A 20,834-nucleotide genomic window follows, 5' to 3' on the forward strand; every position below is an offset into this window, starting at 1 on the left:
TGCCGATCTCCGAGATGGCCTTGGCGGCGTTGTCGGTGATGCCCTGCATGGCGTTGATCTGCTGGCCGATCTCCTCGGTCGCCTTGGCGGTCTGGGTCGCCAGGTTCTTGACCTCGGAGGCGACCACGGCGAAGCCCTTGCCGGCCTCGCCGGCGCGCGCCGCCTCGATCGTCGCGTTCAGCGCCAGCAGGTTGGTCTGCTCGGCGATCTCCTGGATCAGGGTCACGACCGAGCCGATCTTGTCGGCGGTCTCGACCAGGGTGCGCACGGTCCGGTCGGTCTCCTCGGCACGGGTCACCGCCTGGCGGGCGATGCGCGTCGCCGAATGCACCTGGCTCGAGATCTCGCGCACCGAGTGCGACATCTCCTCGGCCGCCGAGGCGACGGTCGCGACGTTGCCGGTCGCCTCCTCGGCGGAGGTCGCGACGCCGGTCGCCCGCTGGTTGGTCAGCGTCGCCATGTCGGACATGCTCTTGGCGGTGCTGTGCAGTTCGTTGGCGGCGCCGGACACGGTCTCGACGATGCCGCCGACGTCGCGCTCGAAGGTGCCGGCGACCCTGCTCAAGGTCGCCTCCTTCTCGGCCTTGCCGGCCTCAAGGTAGATCGAGATCGCGAAGTCCATGTCGAGCAGGGCCGCCTTGGTGACCGCGGTCTGCAGCGCGCTGCGCTCGGCCGACGAGGCCTTCGACCAGCGCGAGGCGATGCGCGCGTTGATCGCGGCCAGCAGGCGGGTCAGCAGGAAGGAGTAGCCGCCGATATAGAGGCGCGGCTCGAGACCCAGGCGATGATGGGCCTGGCCGATGCGCCGGACCGACTGGACGTAGCTGTCGTCGAAGTGGCCCTCGAGGATCAGCTTCCAGTGGGTCAGCTGGGCCTGCCGGGCGTGCTGCTTGATCTGCTCGTTCGGGAAGAAGGCCGCAGTCTCCGGGTGGCGGTCGACGTGCTTGTAGAAGTCATCGAGGACGTTCGCCAGCTCGCGCTCCAGCCAGGGCTTCGCGGCCCGCAGCGTGGCACCGGTCGCGGCGTCGATCTGCGAGAAGGTCAGCCTTTCCTTCAGATACTCGTTCGATTTCATCTCTGGTCCCTGCGCAGCGGCGCCGTGCCGAGGTTGGGGGGGGGGCCGGAAGATTCCAGCCGCTCGATGACATGCTTCTACATTTAAAAGTGTAAAACGACGGTTTAGCACACTTACATGGCGAAGGGATTCCGGCATGGCGAAGGGATTCCGGCTTCGGGCCGACGCCGGAAGACGCCGGGAGCCGCCGGCTCGGCCGGCGGCTCCCTGTCGTCGAGAGATGCTCGGCTCCGGAAGGCCGGGAGCCGTCGCTCAGGCGGCGCGGACGTTGCCCAGGAAGCGGTCGACCAGCCGGCGCAGTTCCTCGGACTCCTGGTTGAGCTGCTGCGACGAGCTCAGCACCTCGCCGGCGGCGGCGCCGGTCCGGCGCGTCGCGGTCGCGACGCCCTCGATCGCCCGGCTGACCTCGGCGGTGCCGGCCGAGGCCTGGGCGACGTTGCCGGAGATCTCCTGGGTCGCCGCGGACTGCTCCTCGACCGCCGAGGCGATCGCGGTGGCGATGTCGCTGAGTTCGGTGACCACGGTGTTGATCTCGCCGATCGACTTGACCGCGCTGCCGGTCTCGGACTGGATCGAGGCGATCTGCGAGGAGATCTCCTCGGTCGCCTTGGCGGTCTGGGTCGCCAGGCTCTTGACCTCCGAGGCCACCACCGCGAAGCCCTTGCCGGCTTCGCCGGCGCGGGCCGCCTCGATCGTCGCGTTCAGCGCCAGCAGGTTGGTCTGCTCGGCGATCTCGCTGATCAGGTTGACGACCTCGCCGATCCGCTCGGCGGCCGCGGCCAGCGAGCGCACCTGCTCGTTGGTGCTGGCGGCCCGTTCGCTGGCGCGCTGGGACACGCTGCTCGACTGTTGGACCTGGCGGCCGATCTCGGCGATCGCGCTGGCCAGCTCTTCCGAGGCCGCGGCGACCGTCTCGGTGTTGCCGTTGGCCTCTTCGGCGCCGCGGGCCACCGCCGCGGCCTCGTGGTCGGTCTCCTCGGACAGCTGGGACAGCTCGCCGGCGGTGCGCTGCAGGCTGCCGGCGGCGGTGGCGAAGCGGTCGAGCAGCCCGACCGCCGCGCCCTCGAAGTCGACGGTCAGCTTCTGCAGCCGCTCGGCGCGCTCGACCCGGGCCTGCTGCTCGGCCGCCTGGGCGGCGGTCAGGCGCTCGGCCTCCAGCATGTTCTGCTTGAACACCTCGGCGGCCTTGGCCATCTCGCCGATCTCGTCGCCGCGGTCCTGGGCCGGGATCTCGACGGCCTTGTCGCCCTCGGCGAGGCGGCGCAGGGCCGCGGTCATCGAGACGACCGGGCCGGCGAGGCCGCGGGTCAGCCAGAGGCCGAGGCCGAGCGCGATGGCGACGGCGGCCAGCGCGCCGCCGATCACCGAGCCGAAGGCGATCGACTTGGCGGTCGCGCGTTCGGCGGTCAGCACCTCGATGTGCGCCGCCTCGATCTGCAGCAGCTTCTGGGAGGCCTCTCGGATCTTCGAATAGGCACGGTCGCCGAAGCCGGCGAAGGTCATCGCCCTGGCCTGCTCGACGGTGTCCGGGCGCTGCATCAGCTTGATCTGGACCGAGCCGACGTCCTCGTACCAGCGGCGCGCGCCCTCGGTGAGCGCGGCCAGGGCGGCGGTGCGCCCGGCGTCGTCGGCGTAGACCTGGCTCAGGCGATCGACCGTCTGCTTGTAGGCGGCGCGCTCCTGGTCGACGCTGCCGACGAACTTGGGATCGCCGGTCAGCAGGTAGGCGCGCACGTCGTTGAGCGCGGACTCGACGTTGCCGAGCAGGGAGCGGGTGTCGAGCTGGTTCTGCCGCGCCTGCTCCAGCGAGGCGGCAGCCGAATCGAGCTGCGACGTCGACCAGTAGGTGACCGCGCCCGAGGCGAGGCCGGTCGCGACCAGGACGCCGAAGGCGAGCGCCAGTTTGCTGGAAATCTTCATGGGGGGCGGCTCCTGGTTACTGGCGCTTGATTTCGTCGAGGTTGATGTCGATGGCGGCGGCTCCGAGCTTCTCGCCGGTCGCCGGGTCGGTCAGGGTGAAGCTGACCTGGCGGCGGCGGCGGCCGGTCGCCTTGTCGACCTCGATCTCGTCGACGAAGACCGCGTCGGGGCCGACGGCGTAGGTCTTCTGGTACTTGGCCTCGTCGCCCTGCCAGTAGTCGCTGGTGACCGACGACTGGCCGACGTTCAGGCCCTTGTCGTCCATCACGAAGACCTCGGCGATGACGCCGTCCGAGCGCGCGGCCAGGCGCGTCACGTAGGAGGTCATCGGGTTGCCCATCAGCTGCGCGATCAGCGGCTGCTCCTGCTGCTCGCGCTCTGCGCGCCACTTCTTGTCGAGTGTGTCGATCTCGGCCTGGGTCACCTTGGCGTGCTGCTCGTTCTGGGCGCGCAGCATGATGACCGTGACCGGCTTTTCCAGGTCGGCCTTCAGCTTGGCGATCAGGCTCGCCGGCACGTCGTCCGACGCCAGTGCGACGGATGGCAGGAGGGCCATCGTCAGGCCAAATAACAGGTACCGCATTTCATGCTCCATCTTCCGCAACAACTGCCCCCGCAGGGGTCGTTCATGAGGCACAGAAGCATCTAACCGTGAACGAGGCGTAAATGGACGCATATGCGACCTATTCGCATTCCATATTTCTGGCCGCGCCGGACAATGCCGAGCGCTCCGGGGCTCTCGGTACTGTCAGGGGGTGGCGCTGTATTTCCCGCCTGCGCGGTTGCCGGGCCCGCGGTCGCCGGCGATCGGCTCCGGCGATCGGGCAGGGGGCGATCCGTCCGGAAGGCCGGGGCGCGGGCGGCCGGGCCGCGAGGGGCTTTCCTGCCTCGGCCGCCGGCCGTCCGCGACGACCCGGGCGCCGGCTCCGGCGTTGACATTTGGGGTGCGACCGTCGTCAATCCCGGCTTCTCAAGACGAGGGAGCGATCATGGCGGAAGGCCTTTCGGGCGTCGGTGGCTGGCAGTTCTGGATCGACCGCGGCGGGACCTTCACCGACGTGGTCGGGCGCGCGCCCGACGGCTCGATCCGCACCCACAAGCTGCTGAGCGAGAACCCGGAGCAGTACCGCGACGCCGCCATCCAGGGCATCCGCGACATCCTGGGCGTCGCCCGCGAGGCGGCGATCCCGGCGCAGCGCATCGACGCCGTGAAGATGGGCACGACCGTCGCGACCAACGCCCTGCTCGAGCGCAAGGGCGACCGCACCGTGCTGGCGATCACCGAAGGCTTCGCCGACCAGCTGCGCATCGGCTACCAGAACCGCCCGAAGATCTTCGCCCGCAGGATCGAGCTGCCCGAGCTGGTCTACGAGCGCGTCGTCGAGATCTCCGAGCGCGTCAAGGCCGACGGCGAGGTGCTGAAGGAGGTCGACCTCGCGGCCGCCCGCGCCGGCCTGCAGCAGGCCTACGACGACGGCATCCGCTCGGTCGCCATCGCCTTCATGCACGGCTACCGCTATCCCGAGCACGAGCGCGCCGTCGCGGCGCTCGCCGGGCAGATCGGCTTCACCCAGATCAGCGTCAGCCACGAGGTCAGCCCGCTGATGAAGCTGGTCGGCCGCGGCGACACGACCGTGGTCGACGCTTACCTCTCGCCGATCCTGCGCCGCTACGTCGACCAGGTCGCCGGCCAGCTCGGCGCCGGCACGCCCGACGCGGTCAGCCTGATGTTCATGCAGTCGAACGGCGGCCTGACCGACGCGCGCGCCTTCCAGGGCAAGGACTCGATCCTTTCGGGCCCGGCCGGCGGCATCGTCGGCGCGGTGCGTACCGCGGCGATGGGCGGCTTCGGCAAGATCATCACCTTCGACATGGGCGGCACCTCGACCGACGTCGCGCACTATGACGGCGAGTACGAGCGCGCCTTCGAGACGCTGGTCGCGGGCGTGCGCATGCGCGCGCCGATGATGCAGATCCACACGGTCGCCGCGGGCGGCGGCTCGATCCTGCACTTCGACGGCGCCAAGTACCGGGTCGGCCCGGACTCCGCCGGCGCCAACCCGGGGCCGGCCTGCTACCGCCGCGGCGGCCCGCTGGCCGTGACCGACGCCAACGTCATGCTGGGGCGCATCCAGCCGGAGTTCTTCCCGGCGGTATTCGGCCCCCATGCCGACGAGCCGCTCGACGGCGCGGTCGTGCGCCGCAAGTTCGAGGCCCTGGCCCGCGAGATCCACGAGGCGACCGGCGACCGCCGCGCCCCCGAGCAGGTCGCCGACGGCTTCCGGCGCATCGCCATCGAGAACATGGCGAACGCCATCAAGAAGATCTCGACCCAGCGCGGCTACGACGTCACGGAATACACCCTGCAGTGCTTCGGCGGCGCCGGCGGCCAGCACGCCTGCGACATCGCCGACACGCTCGGCATGACCCGGATCTTCCTGCATCCCTACGCCGGCGTGCTCTCGGCCTACGGCATGGGCCTCGCCGACCTGCGCCTGATGAAGGAGGAGGCCGTCGAGGCCCGGCTCGAGGCCTCGCTGGCGCAGCTCGGGGAGATCTTCGAACGGCTCGGCGCGGCGGCCCACGACGAGATGCTGGAGCAGGGCGTGATGCCCGAGCGCATCACCGTCATGAAGCGCGTGCACCTGCGCTACGAGGGCACCGACTCGGCGCTCATCGTCGAGCAGGGCAGCCGGGACGAGATCGTCGAGCGCTTCGAGCAGGCCTACCGCCAGCGCTACGGCTTCGTCATGGAGGAGAAGCCGCTGATCGTCGAGGCGGTCTCGGTCGAGGCGATCGGCGCCGCCGAGGCCGGCGAGGACCCGCAGCTGAGCCGGGACGAGAGCCGGCCGCGGCCGGCGCCCAAGGCGGTGCGGCCGATGTACGCCAACGGCGCCTGGCACGACACCCCGGTCTACGAGCGCGACGTCCTGCAGCCCGGCGACACGATCGACGGCCCGGCGATCGTGCTGGAGGCGACCTCGACGACGGTGCTCGATCCCGGCTGGCGCGCCGAGCTGACCGCGCGCAACCACCTGGTGCTGAACCGGGTCGTGCCGGTCGAACGCGAGAAGGCGGTCGGCACCGAGGTCGACCCGGTGATGCTCGAGGTCTTCAACAACCTCTTCATGTCGATCGCCGAGCAGATGGGCTCGACCCTGGAGAACACCGCCTACTCGGTGAACATCAAGGAGCGGCTCGACTTCTCCTGCGCGATCTTCGCGCCCGACGGCGCCCTGGTCGCCAACGCGCCGCACATGCCGGTGCACCTGGGCTCGATGAGCGAGTCGATCCGCACGGTGATCCGCGAGAACGAGGGCCGGATCAAGCCGGGCGACGTCTACGTGCTGAACGCGCCCTACAACGGCGGCACGCACCTGCCCGACGTCACGGTGGTGACGCCGGTCTTCGGCCAGCCCGAGGGCGAGGGGGCCGGCCAGCGCATCCTGTTCTACGTCGCCAGCCGCGGCCACCACGCCGACATCGGCGGCACGACGCCCGGCTCGATGCCGCCCGACTCCCGCACCGTCGAGGAGGAGGGCGTGCTGATCGACAACTTCAAGCTGGTCGACCAGGGCCGCTTCCGCGAGCAGGCGCTGCGCGAGCTGCTCGGCTCGGGGCGCTATCCGGCGCGCAATCCCGAGCAGAACATCGCCGACCTGAAGGCGCAGATCGCCGCCAACAACAAGGGCGTGCAGGAGCTGATGCGCGCCGTCGACCACTTCGGCCTGCCGGTCGTGCATGCCTACATGGACCACGTGCAGGACAATGCCGAGGAGCAGGTCCGCCGGGTGCTCGAGGTGCTGAGCGACGGCGAGTTCGTCTATCCGATGGACAACGGTGCGCGGCTGGAGGTGAAGATCACCATCGACCGCAAGCGGCGCTCGGCCCTGATCGATTTCACCGGCACCAGCCCGCAGCTCGACAACAACTACAACGCTCCCTCCAGCGTCTGCCGGGCGGCGACGATGTACGTCTTCCGCACCCTGGTCGACGACGACATCCCGATGAACGAGGGCTGCCTCAAGCCGCTCGAGCTGATCATTCCGGAAGGCTCAATGCTCAATCCGCAGTATCCGGCGGCGACCGTCGCCGGCAACGTCGAGACCAGCCAGTGCGTGACCGACACGCTCTACGGCGCGCTCGGCGTCCAGGCCGCGGCCCAGGGCACCATGAACAACGTCACCTTCGGCAACGCCCGCTACCAGTATTACGAGACGATCTGCGGCGGCTCGGGCGCCGGACCCGACTTCGACGGCGTCACGATCCACACCCACATGACCAACTCGCGCCTGACCGACCCGGAGGTGCTGGAGTGGCGCTTCCCGGTGCTGCTCGAGTCCTTCGGCATCCGCAAGGGCTCGGGCGGCCGCGGCAAGCACAACGGCGGCGACGGCACGATCCGCCGCCTGCGCTTCCTGGAGCCGATGACCGCGGCGGTGCTGGCCAGCCACCGCACCGTGCCGCCCTTCGGCCTGAAGGGCGGCGAGGACGGCCAGTGCGGCGCCAACTGGGTCGAGCGCGCCGACGGCACGCGCGAGGCGATGAGCGGCACCGACAAGAAGGAGCTCGGCGTCGGCGACGTGCTGGTCATCCAGACGCCGACCGGCGGCGGCTACGGCGCGGTCGCCGAGCGCAGCGAGCCGGCGCCCCAACGGGCGGCCGCGGAGTAGCGGCGGCCGCGCCTCGGCCGGCGGCGAATTCGCCGCCGGTTGAGGCGCGGTTAACCAGTTCTTTTTCCTTTGAGGCAAATCCTAGACGGCGGGGAGGCCGGTGCCTCGCCGGCTGCGGCCGACGTGCCGTGGCGGCGTGCCCGGCCGCAGGAGAGAGACGGACCCGAGATGACGCCTCAGGAACTGGTCAAGGCCATCCAGGATCACGAGCAGTGGCTGCGCAACCGCAGCAAGGGCCGCCGTGCGAACCTGCGCCACAAGGACCTCTCCGGCGCCGGCCTGACGGGCATCGACCTGCGCGAGGCGCTGCTGTCCGGCACCGACTTCCGCCGCTGCAACCTGCGCCAGGCGAACTTCAGCCGCGCCGACCTCTTCGCCGCCAACCTGTCGCGCGCCGACCTGTCCGAGGCCAGGCTGATCGAGGCCGACCTGCGCGGCGCCGAGCTCAGCCAGGCGCGCCTGCACAACGCCAACCTGCAGGGCGCCGACCTGCGCGGCGGCTCGCTGATCACCGGCGGCGGCGAGACCGTCGTCTTCGAGCCCTGCGACCTGTCCGGCTCCGACCTGGACAAGGCCCTGATCGCCAAGGCCAACATGAACGGCGCCAACCTGCAGGCGGCCCGCCTGACCGGCGCCAACCTGTCGGAATCGCTGCTCCGCGGCGCCAACCTCAGCGACGTCGTCGCCGACGGCAGCAGCTTCGCGCGCTCCGACCTGCGCGGGGCGAACCTGCGCGGCGGCAGCTTCAGGAACGCCTCGCTGGTCGGCGCCGACCTGACCGGCGCCAACATCGAGGGCTGCCGCCTGGACGGCGCCGACCTGACCGGCGCCTGCGTCGAGGGCCTCGACTTCTCGGCCGCCTCGCTCCAGGGCACCAAGCTGCACCTGTCCCGCGATACCCTGCCGCGCAACATCCGCAGCGTGCTGAACCAGCACATGAACTGGGTGCGCTCCCAGGGCGCGGAGGGCGAGCGCGCGACCCTGACCGAGGTCGACCTCAGCCGCATCGACCTGCGCGGCTGCGAGCTGTCGGGGGCCTCGCTGCGCCGCTGCAACCTGACCTCGGTCGACCTGTCGGGCGCCTACCTGGTCATGGCCGACCTGTCCGGGGCGCGGCTGATCGGCGCCAACCTGGAAGGCGCGATCATGGACGGCGTCAATCTCGCCGACGCCGACCTGACCGGCGCCAACTTCCGCGCCGCCCAGATCGGCCCCGTCGACCTCAAGGACGGCGCCGGCCGGCCGATCGGCCGCAAGTGGCCGGCCAACCTCTCGGGGACCTGCCTGCGCAACGCCGACTTCAGCGGCGCCGACCTGACGATGGCGAACCTGGTCGATGCCGACACGGCCGGCCTGCGCAGCGAAGGCGCCAAGCTCGAGGGCACCTTCCTCGAGGAGCAACTGATCGCCTGAGCGACGGGCCCGCGGCCGGGTCGATTCCACGGCCCTGCGCGGCCGATTCACCCCACGGTCGAGTCCGGATTAACGGGTTCTTTCCGTTTGAAGCAAAAGCTGCTGAACGGGGCAGACGGCCTGCGCCCCGGACGGGTCCGGCGCGGGCCCGGCGCCGGCCGACAGAGAAGGAACCGTTGATGACGCCGCAGGAACTGGTCGAAGCCTTTCAGGGCCACGAGCAGTGGTTGCGCAACCGCGGCCAGGGCCGCCGGGCCAACCTGCGCCACAAGGATCTCTCCGGCGCCAGCCTGACCGGCATCGACCTGCGCGAGGCCCTGCTGTCCGGCTGCGACTTCCGCCGGGCCAACCTGCGCCGGGCGAACTTCAGCCGCGCCGACCTCTTCGCGGCGAACCTGAGCCGTGCCGACCTGACCGAGAGCCGGCTGATCGAGGCCGACCTGCGCGGCGCCGAGCTGGCCCAGGCGACGCTCCACAACGCCAATCTGCAGGGCGCCGACCTGCGCGGCGGCTCGCTGATCACCGGCGGCGGCGAGACCATCGTGTTCGAGCCCTGCGACCTGTCCGGCTCGGACCTGGACAAGGCGATGATCAAGCGCGCCAACATGAAGGGCGCCAACCTGCGCGGCGCGCGCCTGACCGGCGCCAATGTCGCCTACTCGCTGCTGCGCGGCGCCGACCTCTCGGGCGTGGTCGCCGACGGCGGCAGCCTGGCGCGTTGCGACCTGCGCGGCGCCGACCTGCGCGGCGCCAGCCTCAAGGAGGTGTCGCTGGTCGGCGCCGACCTCAGCGGCGCGGTCATCGAAGGCTGCACCTTCGACGGCGCCAACATGACCGGCGCCTGCATCGAGGGGCTCGACTTCTCGACCGCCTCGATCGCGGGGGCGACGCTCAACCTGTCGCGGGACACGCTGCCGCGCGACGTCCGGACCGCCCTCAACCACCACATGCACTGGGTCCGCTCCCAGGGCTCGGAGGGCGAGCGCGCGACCCTGACCGAGGTCGACCTCAGTCACATCGACCTGCGTGGCTGCGAGCTGTCGGGCGCTTCCCTGCGCAGCTGCAACCTGACCGGCGCCGACCTGTCCGGGGCCTCGCTGGTCATGGCCGACCTCTCGGGCGCGCGTCTGGTCGGCGCCAACATGGAGGGCGCCATGATGGACGGCGTCAACCTGACCGACGCCGACCTCGCCGAGGCGAACCTGCGCGAGTGCAAGCTGAGCGCGGTCGACCTCAAGGACAGCCAGGGCCGCACGATCGGCCGCAAGTGGCCGGCCAACCTGTCGGGCGCCAATCTCAGCGATGCCGACGCCAGCGGCGCCGACCTGACCATGGCCAACCTGATCGAGGCGCGCCTTTCGGGCTTCCGGGCCGAGGGCGCGACCCTGGTCGGCACGATCCTCGACGAGCAGCTGATCGCCTAGCCGAGCGGAGCGCGGCGCCGGGCTTGCCGGCCCGCCGGCGCGTGCCTATCGTCGCTCGAGCCGGATCGTCGTGACCGGCGGGTCGGAGGCGCGCATGCAGACGGTCGGCCTGCACCCGGATTTCGGTGTCGAGGTGCTCCACGTCGATCTGCGGGACGTGACCGCCTCGCGGCTCTATCCGGAGATCCGGGCGTTGTTCGAGCAGCACTCCCTGCTGCTGTTTCGCGGCCAGCGGCTCGACGAGCCGGCGCACCGCGCCCTGGCCGAGCTGTTCGGCCCGCTCGAGGACCTGCGCGACGCCCCTGACGGCGTGCCGCCGACCCGCCCCATGGTGTCGAACGCCGGCGGCGGGGGCGGTCTGACGGACGATGCCGAGCTGCGCCTGCTGGACCTGAAGTCCAACTTCTTCTGGCACACCGACAGCTCCTTCCTGCCGACGCCGGCCATCTCGAACATCCTGCTCGGCTGCACGATCCCGGCCGCCGGCGGCGACACCGAGTTCGTCTCGACCCGGGCCGGCTGGGCGCGCCTGCCCGAGGATCTCAAGGCGCGGGCGCGCGACCGGATCGCGGTGCACAGCTTCGCCCATTCCCGGGCGCTGGTCGACGCGCGGCTGGCCGAGCAGCCGATCTACACGAAGTTCCGGCCGACCTGCTGGCGCATGACCTGGCGCAATCCGCGCAACGGCGCGGAGGCGCTGTTCCTGGGCGCCCACGCCGCCGGTGTCCGGGGCCTGATGCCGCAGGAGGGCGCGCGGCTGATCGAGGAGCTGACCGCCGCGGTGACCGGGCCCGAGGCGATCTATTCGCACCGCTGGCGGGTCGGCGACGTCCTGATCTGGGACGAGCGCGCGACGCTGCATCGTGGTACCCCCTGGGACTACCGCGAAGAGCGCACCCTCGCCAGCTTCGTGTCCTCGGCACGGGAGAGCGACGGGATCGCCAGCGCGAGACCTTGAGGGGAGACGGAACGCGACATGGCTTGGCTGATCGTCAGCGACGACAACGAGAAGGGCCCCGCGATCCGGGGCGATGCCGAGGTGATGGACGCCCATTGGCAGTACGAGCTGGCCAACCGCGACGTCATCCTGGCCGCCGGCAGCCTCAGGGACGACGACGGACTCACCAAGACCGGCTCCCTGCTGGTGCTCGACGTGGCGACCCGCGCCGAGGCCGAGGCCTTCTTCGCGAACGACCCCGCGACGAAGGCCGGCCTGCGCGGCAGGACCAGCATCCGCTACCTCAACGCTGCGATCCTGAACCGCGAGGAACAGGACTGACCAGCGGAGCGAGCGGGCGGCGACAGCCGCCTGCCACGCATCAGGCGGCGGCCGCGACCGGCCGCTTGGTCAGCTTCAGCTTCTCGCGGACCTCGGCGGGGCTCAGGACCCTGACGTTCATCGCCTCCAGGATCGTGCGCGCGCGCTCGACCAGGTCGCCGTTGCTCGCCAGCACGCCCTTCGAGAGATAGATGTTGTCCTCCAGCCCGACCCGGACGTTGCCGCCGGCCAGCGCCGCCATGGCGACGAAGGGCAGCTGCATGCGGCCGATCGAGAAGGCCGAGAAGGTCCAGTCCTGCGGCACCTGGTTGGCCAGGGCGAGCAGGGTCAGCGGATCGTCGGGCGCCCCGTAGGGGATGCCCATGCAGAGCTGGATCATGACCGGATCCTCGATCAGGCCTTCCTTGACCAGCTGCTTGGCCAGGACGAGGTGGCCGGTGTCGAAGACCTCGATCTCGGGCCGCACGCCGAGCTCCTTCACCTGCCTGGCCATGGCGCGCAGCATCGAGGGCGTGTTGGTCATGACGTAGTCGCCGGCGGCGAAGTTCATGGTGCCGCAGTCGATCGTGCAGATCTCCGGCAGCAGCTCGGCGACGTGCTCCAGCCGCTCCTCGGCGCCGACCATGTCGGTGCCCTCCGGATTGAGCGGCAGCGGCTGCTCGGCCGAGCCGATCACCAGGTCGCCGCCCATGCCGGCGGTCAGGTTCAGCACGACGTCCTGATTCGCCTCGCGCACCCGCTCGACGACCTCGCGGTAGTAGGCGGTCTTGCGCGCGGCCTTGCCGGTCTCGGGGTCGCGGACGTGGATGTGGGCGACGGCGGCGCCGGCCCTGGCGGCCTCGACGGCCGACTCGGCGATCTGCTTCGGCGTCACCGGCACCTTGTCGGACTTGTCGGCGGTGTCGCCGGCGCCGGTCACGGCACAGGTGATGAAGACTTCCCAGTTCATGACGGCTCCTCTCGTCGGCGGGCGTCCAGCCCCCAGAGGCACGATCCTAGCGCCGATCGCGCCGAATGATTTTGCTGATCCTGCCATTTGAATTGCATAAAGCGCCATGGATCAGGCGCACTACGGCTTCCTGCTGTTCGACGGCTTCAGCAACCTGGTGCTGGCCAACGCGATCGAGCCCCTGCGCGCGGCCAACCAGCTGTCCGGCCGCCTGCTGTTCCGGCGCAGCCTGCTGACGCCCGACGGGGCGCCGGCGACCTCCTCGTCGGGCATCGCGGTCAATCCGGACCGGCCGCTCGCCGAGGCCGGTCCGCTCGACCTGCTGTTCGTCGTCGCCGGCTATGGGTTCCGCGAGCGCGCCGGCCCGGCAGCGCTCGCCGCGCTCGGCCGCGCCGCCCAGCGGTCGCAGCGCCTCGCCGGACTCGACACCGGCAGCTGGCTGCTCGCGGCGGCCGGCCTGCTCGACGGCCGGCGGGCGACGATCCACTGGCAGGAGCTCGAGGCCTTCGACGAAGCCTTCCCGACGGTCGAGGCGGTCGGCGAGCGCTACGCCATCGACGGCCGGGCGGTCACGGCGGGCGGCGCGACGGCCGTGCTCGACCTGATGCTGCGGCTGATCCGCGACCGCTGCGGCGAGGCGCTGACCTTCGACGTCATGAACCTCTTCATCTACGACGCCGAGCACGCCGCCGACCGGCCGTTCCGCGGCGCGCGCAGCCGCCGCCTGGTCGAGCTGACGCCGCGCCTCGTCTCCGCCGTCGCGCTGATGCGGCGCAACCTCGAGACGCCGCTGCCGCTGGCCGAGCTGGCCCGGCGCTGCGGGGCCTCCCCGCGCTCGCTGGCGCGCGCCTTCCAGCGCGAGTTCGGCCTGCCGCCGGGCCGCTACTACCAGTCCCTGCGCCTGCAGGCGGCCCGGCGCCTCGCCGAGGAGACCGACTTCGGCGCCGCGGAGATCGCCGTGCGCACCGGCTTCGCCTCGGGCGCCACCCTGTCGCGCGCCTTCTCCGGGCATTTCAAGGCGACGATCCGCTCGATCCGCCGGGCGCGCGGCACCTGATCCACCCGCCCGGTGGCGGTCTCCAGCAGCCGTCACAAGATCACGGCGCCCGCTGTTCGCCCGAGCTTGGTCATCGAATGCTCACAACCGCAGCTCAAACAGGGATGCTTTGACTCCCGACCAAAAACGGGAGCGCCCCCGACGCCCTGCTCACCAGGCGAGAGAAAGAGACGGTTCGAGCCATGCCCTCTGATACTGCCGAGCTGTCGCGGCCGGCGGACGGTCCCGGTCCGTCGCCCGGGGTCAGCCTGCATCTGCTCGACGACGGTGCCGTGCTGTTCGACGCCGCGAGCCGTCAGCTGTTCGGCCTGAACACCGCGGCTGCCTACATCTGGTGCTGCCTGGAAGAGCGGCTCGCCGCGGCCGAGATCGCGCGGCGGCTCCAGCAGGCCTTCGGGTTCCGGGCGAGCGAGGCCGACGCCCACGTCGCAGCGATGCTGCGGCGATGGCAGGCGCTCGGGCTGGCGCTGCCCGCGGCCGAGCCGCTGCGGGCCGCCGCGGCCGGCCGGCCGCGCCGCCGCTACCGCCTGCTCGACACCGCCTTCGAGCTCGCCGCCGTGCCGGCCGGGTTCGAGACGGCCCTCGCGGACCTGCTGGGGCCGCTGGCCGCCGGCCCGGCCGGGCCGGAGGCCCTGGCCGTCGAGCTGCGCGAGACGGCGACGGGATACGCGCTCGCTGCCGAGGGGCGCGTCGTGCTCGCCTGCGGGGAGCGCTGCGAGGTCGTGCCGATGGTCAAGGGCGGCCTCGTCCAGCTCGCGCTGGAGCGCTGCGCCGGGATCTCGGCGCTGCACGCGGCCGGCCTCGGTGCCGGCGGGCGGGCCCTGCTGCTGCCGGGGCTTTCGGGCAGCGGCAAGAGCACTCTGACGGCGGCCCTGCTGGCGGCCGGCATGACGCTGCTCGGCGACGACACCCTCGTGCTGTCGGAAGCCGGGCGGGCGCGCCCGCTGCCCTTCGCCCTCTGCCTCAAGCCAGGCGCCTGGAGGCTGCTCGCCGATCGCTTCCCCGGCCTCGCGGCCTTGCCGGTGCATCGCCGGCCGGACGGCAAGCGGGTCCGCTTCCTGCCGCCCCCGGCGCCGCCGGGGCCGCGCGCCGGCCTGCCGGTCGGCTGGATCGTCTTCCCGCGCCGGGTCGAGGTGGGAGAGGCGGCGCTGCTGCCGCTGTCGCGCGCCGAGGCGCTCGCGCGCCTGCTCGGCGAGAGCTACTCCCTGGGCGACGGCCTCGACGCGCGCAAGGTGGAGCGGCTGGTCGGGTGGATCGCGGCGGTGCCCTGCTTCGAGCTACGCCTCGCCGGGCTCGACGACGCCGTCGCCCGCCTGCTCGAGCTGACGTCATGATCCGCATCCACTCGCGCGAGGCCCTGCAGACCGTCGCCGAGGCGCTGCGGCCCGATGCCGGCGGCGCCGAGGCGTCGGCCCGCCGGAGCGGAGCGGTCGACTGGCTGGGCGTGTCCGCCCTGGCCAACGACCACTACCTGGGGCCGGCGCTGCATGCCGCGCTGGCGCAGGCCGGCCGGCTGGGCGAGCTGCCCGACGACCTGCGTGCCTACCTGGCGCTGCTGCACGACTGCAACGGCGCGCGCAACCGCCGCCTGCGCGGCCAGGCCGAGACGCTGGTGCGCGCCTTCGACGAGGCCGGCGTCACGCCGCTGCTGCTCAAGGGCGGCGTCGCGCTGTTCGCCGGCGACTATCCCGATGCGGCCGCGCGGATGATCCGGGATCTCGACGTGATGGTGCCGGCCCGGCGGCTGAACGACGCGCTTGCCGCCCTGCAGGCGCTGGGCTACCGGGCGGTCTCCCGCTATCCGCAGGGGCACCACGCCTACGGCGACTTCGCACAGCCGGGGCAGCCGGCCGCCGTCGACCTGCACATCGAGCCGATCGACGCGGCCTATCTGCTGCCGGCGTCGGCCCTGTGGCGCGACGCCGGCGCGCTCGGGCTGCCCGAGGGCGCCTGCCTCGTGCCCTCGCCGACCCACCGGCTGCTGCACAACCTGCTGCACGCCCAGATCCACCATCGGGGCAACTACTATCGCGGCGTGATCGAGCTTCGGCAGCTCTACGACTTCACCGTCCTGGCCCGCCGGCACGGTCCGGCGATCGACTGGGACTTCATCGACCGCCACCTGACGGAGCATCAGCTCGACACGCCGCTGCAGTCCTACGTGCTGGCGGCCGGACGGCTCTTCGACCTGCCCTGGCCGCTGCCGAGCGCGCCCGGCCGGGCCGCCCGCCGGGAGGCCGGGCGCTGCCTGCTGCAGCTGCGCCTGCCGCTGCTGGCCATGCTCGGGCTGCCGCTGGCGAACCTGTGGGGGGCCTTCGCGCGCTACCGGATGGAGGGGCTCTACGCAGAGCGCGGCACGCTGCTCGACCGCCGGCTCCATCACGCCGCGCAGTTCCTCGGCAAGAGCACGCTGCGTGGCGTCGTCGACCGGCTGTTCAAGGTGCAGTGACGGGCCTCGGCCGGCGGCGGCGGTCGGGGCTGCTCATTCGGCGGGCGGGCAGGCGGCGCGTGCCGCCTCTTCCGGGATGGCGGGCCGCCGTTCCGCCGGCCCGCGGTCGGCAAAGGAAGCGCGGGTCAGGCGCCTGGCCGGGAAGCCGGCGGTCGCACGGACCACGACCAGGACGTTGCCGTCGGCGAGGATCGCCAGGTCGGCCGTGCCCGCTCCGCTCGCCGCGCCTTTGGGCACGTCGGCCCAGCTGCCGCGCAGGCAGGCCTTGCCGATCCGGCCCGCGAAGACCTGGGACCAGGCGGGACGGGTGTCGTCGGCCTCGAGGGCGTCCGGGCGCGGCACCCGGTCGGCCGATTCGCCGTACCAGTAGAGCAGGCCCGCGGTCTGGCTGAGGTAGTAGGTGCCCCGGTCGTCGCCGGCCCAGGTGCCCGACAGGGCCGACGCGGCGCGGGCCGGCGATCCGCTCGCCGCGACGAGCAGGGCAGCGCCGACGAAGCCGCCGATCCCGGCCGTCGCTCGGATCATTGCCGTCGCTCGCGCCTTGCCGACCATGACAACCTCGTCGCCTCGCCCGCGTCAGGACCGGCGGAGACTCTGCGCCGCAACGGCGGCGCGGGCAACGCGCGCGGGCCCGGCGCGGCCCGCGAGCCGGCGCCGGGCCCGGTCGTGCGGTCAGCGGATGCGGTCGTCCCGCTTCTCGTGGGCGTTGCCGGAGTGGCTGAATCCGGAGTGGCCCGGCGTGCCGTCGAAGCCGCCGTTGCCGAAGCCGTTGTCGCCGTGCTCCTCGCCGCTGTGGCCGTCGCCGCCGCCGTAGCCGCCTGACTGGGCGAAGACGGGGCTGCGGCCGGCGTCCGCGAGCAACAGCGCCATGGCCGGCGGGGTTGCCGCCGCGAAGCGGCCACAGGACGCCAGGAATCGGCGGCGGGCCTCGACGGTCGAGTCGACGGCCGGGTCGGTCTTGCTCGGATCGGAAGTCATGAATCGCTCCTCGTACCTGATCGGCTCGCGGCTCCCGCAGGAAGACGGAAGGCGAGCCGATCCAGGCTCCACGAGCGGAGCGGCGCTGGGAAGTGACCGAGCCGTGGCCGGCGTGTCAGGCTGTGACAAGGCCGTGACCGGCCTGTGGCCGGCGCGGCGATGGGCCGGAACGGATGCCCGCCTGACGCTCCGTCCCCTCGTCGACAAAATCCGGCGGTCGGTCTCGTTCTTGGGCGCGGGGCACGACCGCCGGAAGTGGTCCACAGGGAGATCCCGCTGCCTGCGCCGCCGCCGTCCCGGGTAAGGCAAGGTATCTGGACGGCGACGACGGGGTAAGGCGGGCAGCGGCACTGGCGTCCCGATCGCGAAGCCGCAGCTTCGCGCCAACGGCACGCAGCTCTCAGTCGAAGGCCTCCTCCCAGCTGCCGCGGGTGGCGGCCTTCGAGTACTCGGTCGCCCTGTTCTCGAAGAAGTTCGTGTGCTCCATGCCGTTCAGCATGGCGTCGAGCCAGGGCAGGGGATTCTCCTGACTGCCGTAGAGCGGCTGCAGGCCCAGCTGGGCGAGCCGCCGGTCGGCGATGTAGCGCAGGTAGGCCTTGACCTCGGCCGCCGTCAGCCCCTCGACGCCGCCGAGCTCGAAGGCGAGGTCGATGAAGGCGTCCTCGTGGGTGACGATGGTCTCGCAGGCCTTGTAGAGCCGATGCCGGAGAGCATCGTTCCAGATCTCCGGGTTCTCCTCGCAGAAGGTGCGGAACAGGCGGATGATCGACTGGGTGTGCAGCGACTCGTCGCGCACCGACCAGCTGACGATCTGGCCCATGCCCTTCATCTTGTTGTGGCGCGGGAAGTTCAGCAGGATCGCGAAGGATCCGAACAGCTGCAGCCCTTCGGTGAAGGCGCCGAACACCGCCAGTGTGGTCGCGATGTCCTGCTTGGTCTCGACCCCGAAGGCCTGCATGTAGTCGTACTTGTCCTTCATCTCCTTGTAGTGGAGGAAGGCCGAGTACTCGCTCTCCGGCATGCCGATGGTGTCGAGCAGGTGGCTGTAGGCGGCGATGTGGATCGTCTCCATGTTGGAGAAGGCCGCCAGCATCATCTGGACTTCGGTCGGTTTGAACACGCGCGAGTAGTGGCGCATGTAGCAGTTGTTCACCTCGACGTCCGACTGGGTGAAGAAGCGGAAGATCTGGGTCAGCAGGTTGCGCTCGGACTCGCTCAGCTTGCGGTTCCAGTCGCGCACGTCCTCGGCCAGTGGCACCTCCTCGGGCAGCCAGTGCACGCGCTGCTGGATCAGCCAGGCGTCGTAGGCCCAGGGGTAGCGGAAGGGCTTGTAGATCGGATCGGCGTCGAGCAGGGACATCGAGTCTTCCGCGTCTCTTTCTGCGGACGGGCCTGCCCGTCCTTCCGGTGTTGGTCCGGCCCGGCGGGCGCCTGCCCCTGGCAGAGCGGGCCCCGCCGGGCCGGTGGTGGCCTGCCCGCCTACTGGCAGGCCAGGCATTCCTCGTAGTCGACCTGGGCCGGCGCCGGACGGTCGGCGCCGTTGACCCGGCCGCGCAGCGGCAGCGCGCTGCCTTCCGCCGCGGCCAGGGCAGCGGCGTGGCTGTGCGCCGATTCGGCGCGCTGCAGCGAGCGGGAGCGGCAGTAGTAGAGCGACTTCACGCCGCGCTTCCAGGCCATCAGGTGCAGCTGGTGCAGGTCGCGCTTGTGGACGTCGGCCGGCAGGAAGAGGTTCAGCGACTGGGCCTGGCAGACGAAGGGCGCGCGGTCGCCGGCATGCTCGATCAGCCAGCGCTGGTCGAGCTCGAAGGCGGTCTTGAAGACGTCCTTCTCGTCGTCGGTCAGGAAGTCGAGGTGCTGCACCGAGCCCTCGGCGGTGGTGATCGAGGTCCAGGTCGCGGCGTCGTTGCGGCCCTTCGATTCCAGCAGGCGCTCCAGGTAGGGGTTGCGCACCGCGAAGGAGCCGGACAGCGTCTTGTGGGTGTAGGCGTTGCCGGCGTTCGGCTCGATGCCCGGCGAGGCGCCGCCGCAGATGATCGAGATCGAGGCGGTCGGCGCGATCGCCATCTTGTTCGAGAAGCGCTCCTGGAAGCCGTGCTCGGCGGCGTCGGGGCAGGCGCCGCGCTCGGCGGCCAGCTTGCGGCTGGCGGCGTCGGCCTCGCCGCGGATCTTCCTGAAGACGCGCAGGTTGAACGACTTCGCCAGCGCCGACTCCCAGGGAATGCCGTTCTTCTGCAGGTAGGAGTGGAAGCCCATGACGCCGAGCCCGACCGAGCGCTCGCGCTGGGCCGAGTAGCGCGCGCGCTCGAAGCCGGGGATGCCCTCGGTGCGGCGGATGAAGTCCGACAGCACGTTGTCGAGGAAGCGCATGACGTCCTCGACGAAGCCCTCGGCGTCCTGCCACTCGTCGTAGGTCTCGAGGTTGAGCGACGAGAGGCAGCAGACGGCGGTGCGCTGGTTGCCCAGGTGGTCGAGCCCCGTCGGCAGCGTGATCTCGCTGCACAGGTTCGACATCTTGACCTCGAGGCCGGACAGCTTGTGGTGCTCCGGCATCGCCTTGTTCACGTGGTCGGAATAGATCAGGTAGGGCTCGCCGGTCTCGATCCGCGCGGTCAGGATGCGGATCCACAGCGCGCGCGCCGAGATCTTCTTGACCACCGACTTGTCCTTCGGGCTGCGCAGCGCCCACTCGCCGTCCTCGGTGACGGCGCGCATGAAGGCGTCGGGCACCGTGATGCCGTGGTGCAGGTTCTGCGCCTTGCGGTTCGGGTCGCCGCCGGTCGGCCGGCGGATCTCGACGAACTCCTCGATCTCCGGATGGTCGATCGGCAGGTAGACGGCGGCCGAGCCGCGGCGCAGCGAGCCCTGGCTGATCGCCAGGGTCAGGGAGTCCATGACCCGCACGAAGGGCACGATGCCGCTGGTCTTGCCGTTCTGGCCGACCTTCTCGCCGATCGAGCGCAGGTTGCCCCAGTAGCTGCCGATGCCGCCGCCGCGCGCCGCCAGCCAGACGTTCTCGGTCCAGAGGCCGACGATCGATTCCAGGTTGTCGTTGGCCTCGTTGAGGAAGCAGGAGATCGGCAGGCCGCGCTGCTTGTCCTCGTCCAGGCCGCCGTTCGACAGCACCGGCGTCGCCGGCATGAACCAGAGCTTCGAGATGTAGTCGTAGAGCCGCTGGGCGTGGGCGGAATCGTCGGCGAAGCCGGCGGCGACGCGGGCGAAGAGGTCCTGGTAGGACTCGCCGGGCATCAGATAGCGGTCGTCCAGCGTCTGCTTGCCGAAGTCGGTCAGCCGGGCGTCGCGCGAGCGGTCGATGAAGACCGAGATGCCGCGCTCGTTCTGGAAGTGGTCGGCGACCTGGCCGTTGAACAGGCTCGGCTCTTCGAGTGCGTGGCGCGACTTGTCGACAGACTTGTCCACCGCCTGGTCGGCCTGGTCCTGGGCCGCCGAGTCGCGCGTCGCGCCGAGAAAGCCGGATCCGTCCATGCTTGCCCCCGTTTTCCACCCTTTTCGGGCGCCGTGTTATCCACAAGAGACCCAGATATGGGGCCGCCGCACTGAGCCGACACAATATGCAGGAGGTTACGGCTTCGTGTCAGCTAGAACATACAGAGAACAGC

16 protein-coding genes are annotated in these 20,834 nt (G+C 71.1%); 8 read left to right on the forward strand and 8 right to left on the reverse strand.

The annotated features are described in order from the left end of the window. The 3 genes from B9O00_RS33235 to B9O00_RS28890 form a co-directional block, all read right to left on the reverse strand. A partial coding sequence (locus B9O00_RS33235) for a globin-coupled sensor protein (protein WP_085126331.1) occupies positions 1-1,075 on the reverse strand: 1,075 nt, incomplete at its 3' end. Between the two features lie 252 nt (positions 1,076-1,327). Next, entirely contained in the window at positions 1,328-2,995 is a 1,668-nt protein-coding gene (locus B9O00_RS28885) for a methyl-accepting chemotaxis protein (protein ID WP_085126333.1), read from the reverse strand. 16 nt (positions 2,996-3,011) lie between these two features. Beyond that, positions 3,012-3,578 (reverse strand): hypothetical protein, encoded by a 567-nt coding sequence (locus tag B9O00_RS28890; RefSeq protein WP_143596385.1) that lies wholly within the window; start codon positions 3,576-3,578, stop codon positions 3,012-3,014. Between the two features lie 406 nt (positions 3,579-3,984). Between B9O00_RS28890 and B9O00_RS28895 the strand changes: the two genes are divergently transcribed. The 5 genes from B9O00_RS28895 (at position 3,985) to B9O00_RS28915 (ending at position 11,784) form a co-directional block, all read left to right on the forward strand. After that, entirely contained in the window at positions 3,985-7,668 is a 3,684-nt protein-coding gene (locus B9O00_RS28895; protein WP_085126338.1) for a hydantoinase B/oxoprolinase family protein, read from the forward strand. 168 nt (positions 7,669-7,836) lie between these two features. Further along, a complete protein-coding gene (locus B9O00_RS28900; RefSeq protein ID WP_085126339.1) occupies positions 7,837-9,081 on the forward strand; it encodes a pentapeptide repeat-containing protein in 1,245 nt (414 codons plus the stop codon). A 179-nt stretch (positions 9,082-9,260) separates the two neighbouring features. Continuing rightward, on the forward strand, positions 9,261-10,505 hold the full coding sequence (locus B9O00_RS28905) for a pentapeptide repeat-containing protein (RefSeq protein ID WP_085126341.1): 1,245 nt from the start codon (positions 9,261-9,263) through the stop codon (positions 10,503-10,505). 94 nt (positions 10,506-10,599) lie between these two features. Beyond that, on the forward strand, positions 10,600-11,463 hold the full coding sequence (locus B9O00_RS28910; RefSeq protein WP_089229835.1) for a TauD/TfdA dioxygenase family protein: 864 nt from the start codon (positions 10,600-10,602) through the stop codon (positions 11,461-11,463). Between the two features lie 18 nt (positions 11,464-11,481). Further along, positions 11,482-11,784, forward strand: coding sequence for a YciI family protein (locus B9O00_RS28915; protein WP_085126345.1), 303 nt, complete (start codon positions 11,482-11,484; stop codon positions 11,782-11,784). A 40-nt stretch (positions 11,785-11,824) separates the two neighbouring features. On the opposite strand, the gene bcoG is transcribed toward B9O00_RS28915, so the two are convergent. After that, positions 11,825-12,733 carry a 3-dehydrocarnitine:acetyl-CoA trimethylamine transferase BcoG gene (gene bcoG / locus B9O00_RS28920; protein WP_085126347.1) on the reverse strand — a complete coding sequence of 303 codons (909 nt, stop codon included), beginning with the start codon at positions 12,731-12,733 and terminating at the stop codon, positions 11,825-11,827. Positions 12,734-12,839: 106 nt separating this feature from the next. On the opposite strand from bcoG, the gene B9O00_RS28925 reads away from it, so the two are divergent. The 3 genes from B9O00_RS28925 (at position 12,840) to B9O00_RS33245 (ending at position 16,239) form a co-directional block, all read left to right on the forward strand. Beyond that, the gene (locus tag B9O00_RS28925) at positions 12,840-13,790 is read left to right on the forward strand and encodes a GlxA family transcriptional regulator (RefSeq protein WP_085126349.1); all 951 of its coding nucleotides are present in this window, start codon (positions 12,840-12,842) and stop codon (positions 13,788-13,790) included. Positions 13,791-13,972: 182 nt separating this feature from the next. After that, positions 13,973-15,124, forward strand: coding sequence for a PqqD family peptide modification chaperone (locus tag B9O00_RS33240; RefSeq protein ID WP_089229834.1), 1,152 nt, complete (start codon positions 13,973-13,975; stop codon positions 15,122-15,124). Next, the gene (locus tag B9O00_RS33245; RefSeq protein WP_089229833.1) at positions 15,121-16,239 is read left to right on the forward strand and encodes a nucleotidyltransferase domain-containing protein; all 1,119 of its coding nucleotides are present in this window, start codon (positions 15,121-15,123) and stop codon (positions 16,237-16,239) included. The genes B9O00_RS33240 and B9O00_RS33245 overlap by 4 nt, the downstream gene beginning before the upstream one ends. Before the next feature lie 33 nt (positions 16,240-16,272). Here the strand turns inward: B9O00_RS33245 and B9O00_RS28935 are convergent, their stop codons facing one another. The 4 genes from B9O00_RS28935 to B9O00_RS28950 form a co-directional block, all read right to left on the reverse strand. Next, positions 16,273-16,764 carry a hypothetical protein gene (locus tag B9O00_RS28935; protein ID WP_143596386.1) on the reverse strand — a complete coding sequence of 164 codons (492 nt, stop codon included), beginning with the start codon at positions 16,762-16,764 and terminating at the stop codon, positions 16,273-16,275. A 147-nt stretch (positions 16,765-16,911) separates the two neighbouring features. After that, positions 16,912-17,217, reverse strand: coding sequence for a hypothetical protein (locus B9O00_RS28940; protein WP_179243992.1), 306 nt, complete (start codon positions 17,215-17,217; stop codon positions 16,912-16,914). 400 nt (positions 17,218-17,617) lie between these two features. Further along, entirely contained in the window at positions 17,618-18,577 is a 960-nt protein-coding gene (locus tag B9O00_RS28945; protein ID WP_085126353.1) for a ribonucleotide-diphosphate reductase subunit beta, read from the reverse strand. A gap of 119 nt (positions 18,578-18,696) precedes the next feature. After that, entirely contained in the window at positions 18,697-20,700 is a 2,004-nt protein-coding gene (locus B9O00_RS28950; protein WP_085126355.1) for a ribonucleoside-diphosphate reductase subunit alpha, read from the reverse strand. Positions 20,701-20,834: the final 134 nt, after the last annotated feature.

The organism is Tistlia consotensis USBA 355 (assembly GCF_900177295.1).
Taxonomy (GTDB): domain Bacteria; phylum Pseudomonadota; class Alphaproteobacteria; order Kiloniellales; family DSM-21159; genus Tistlia; species Tistlia consotensis.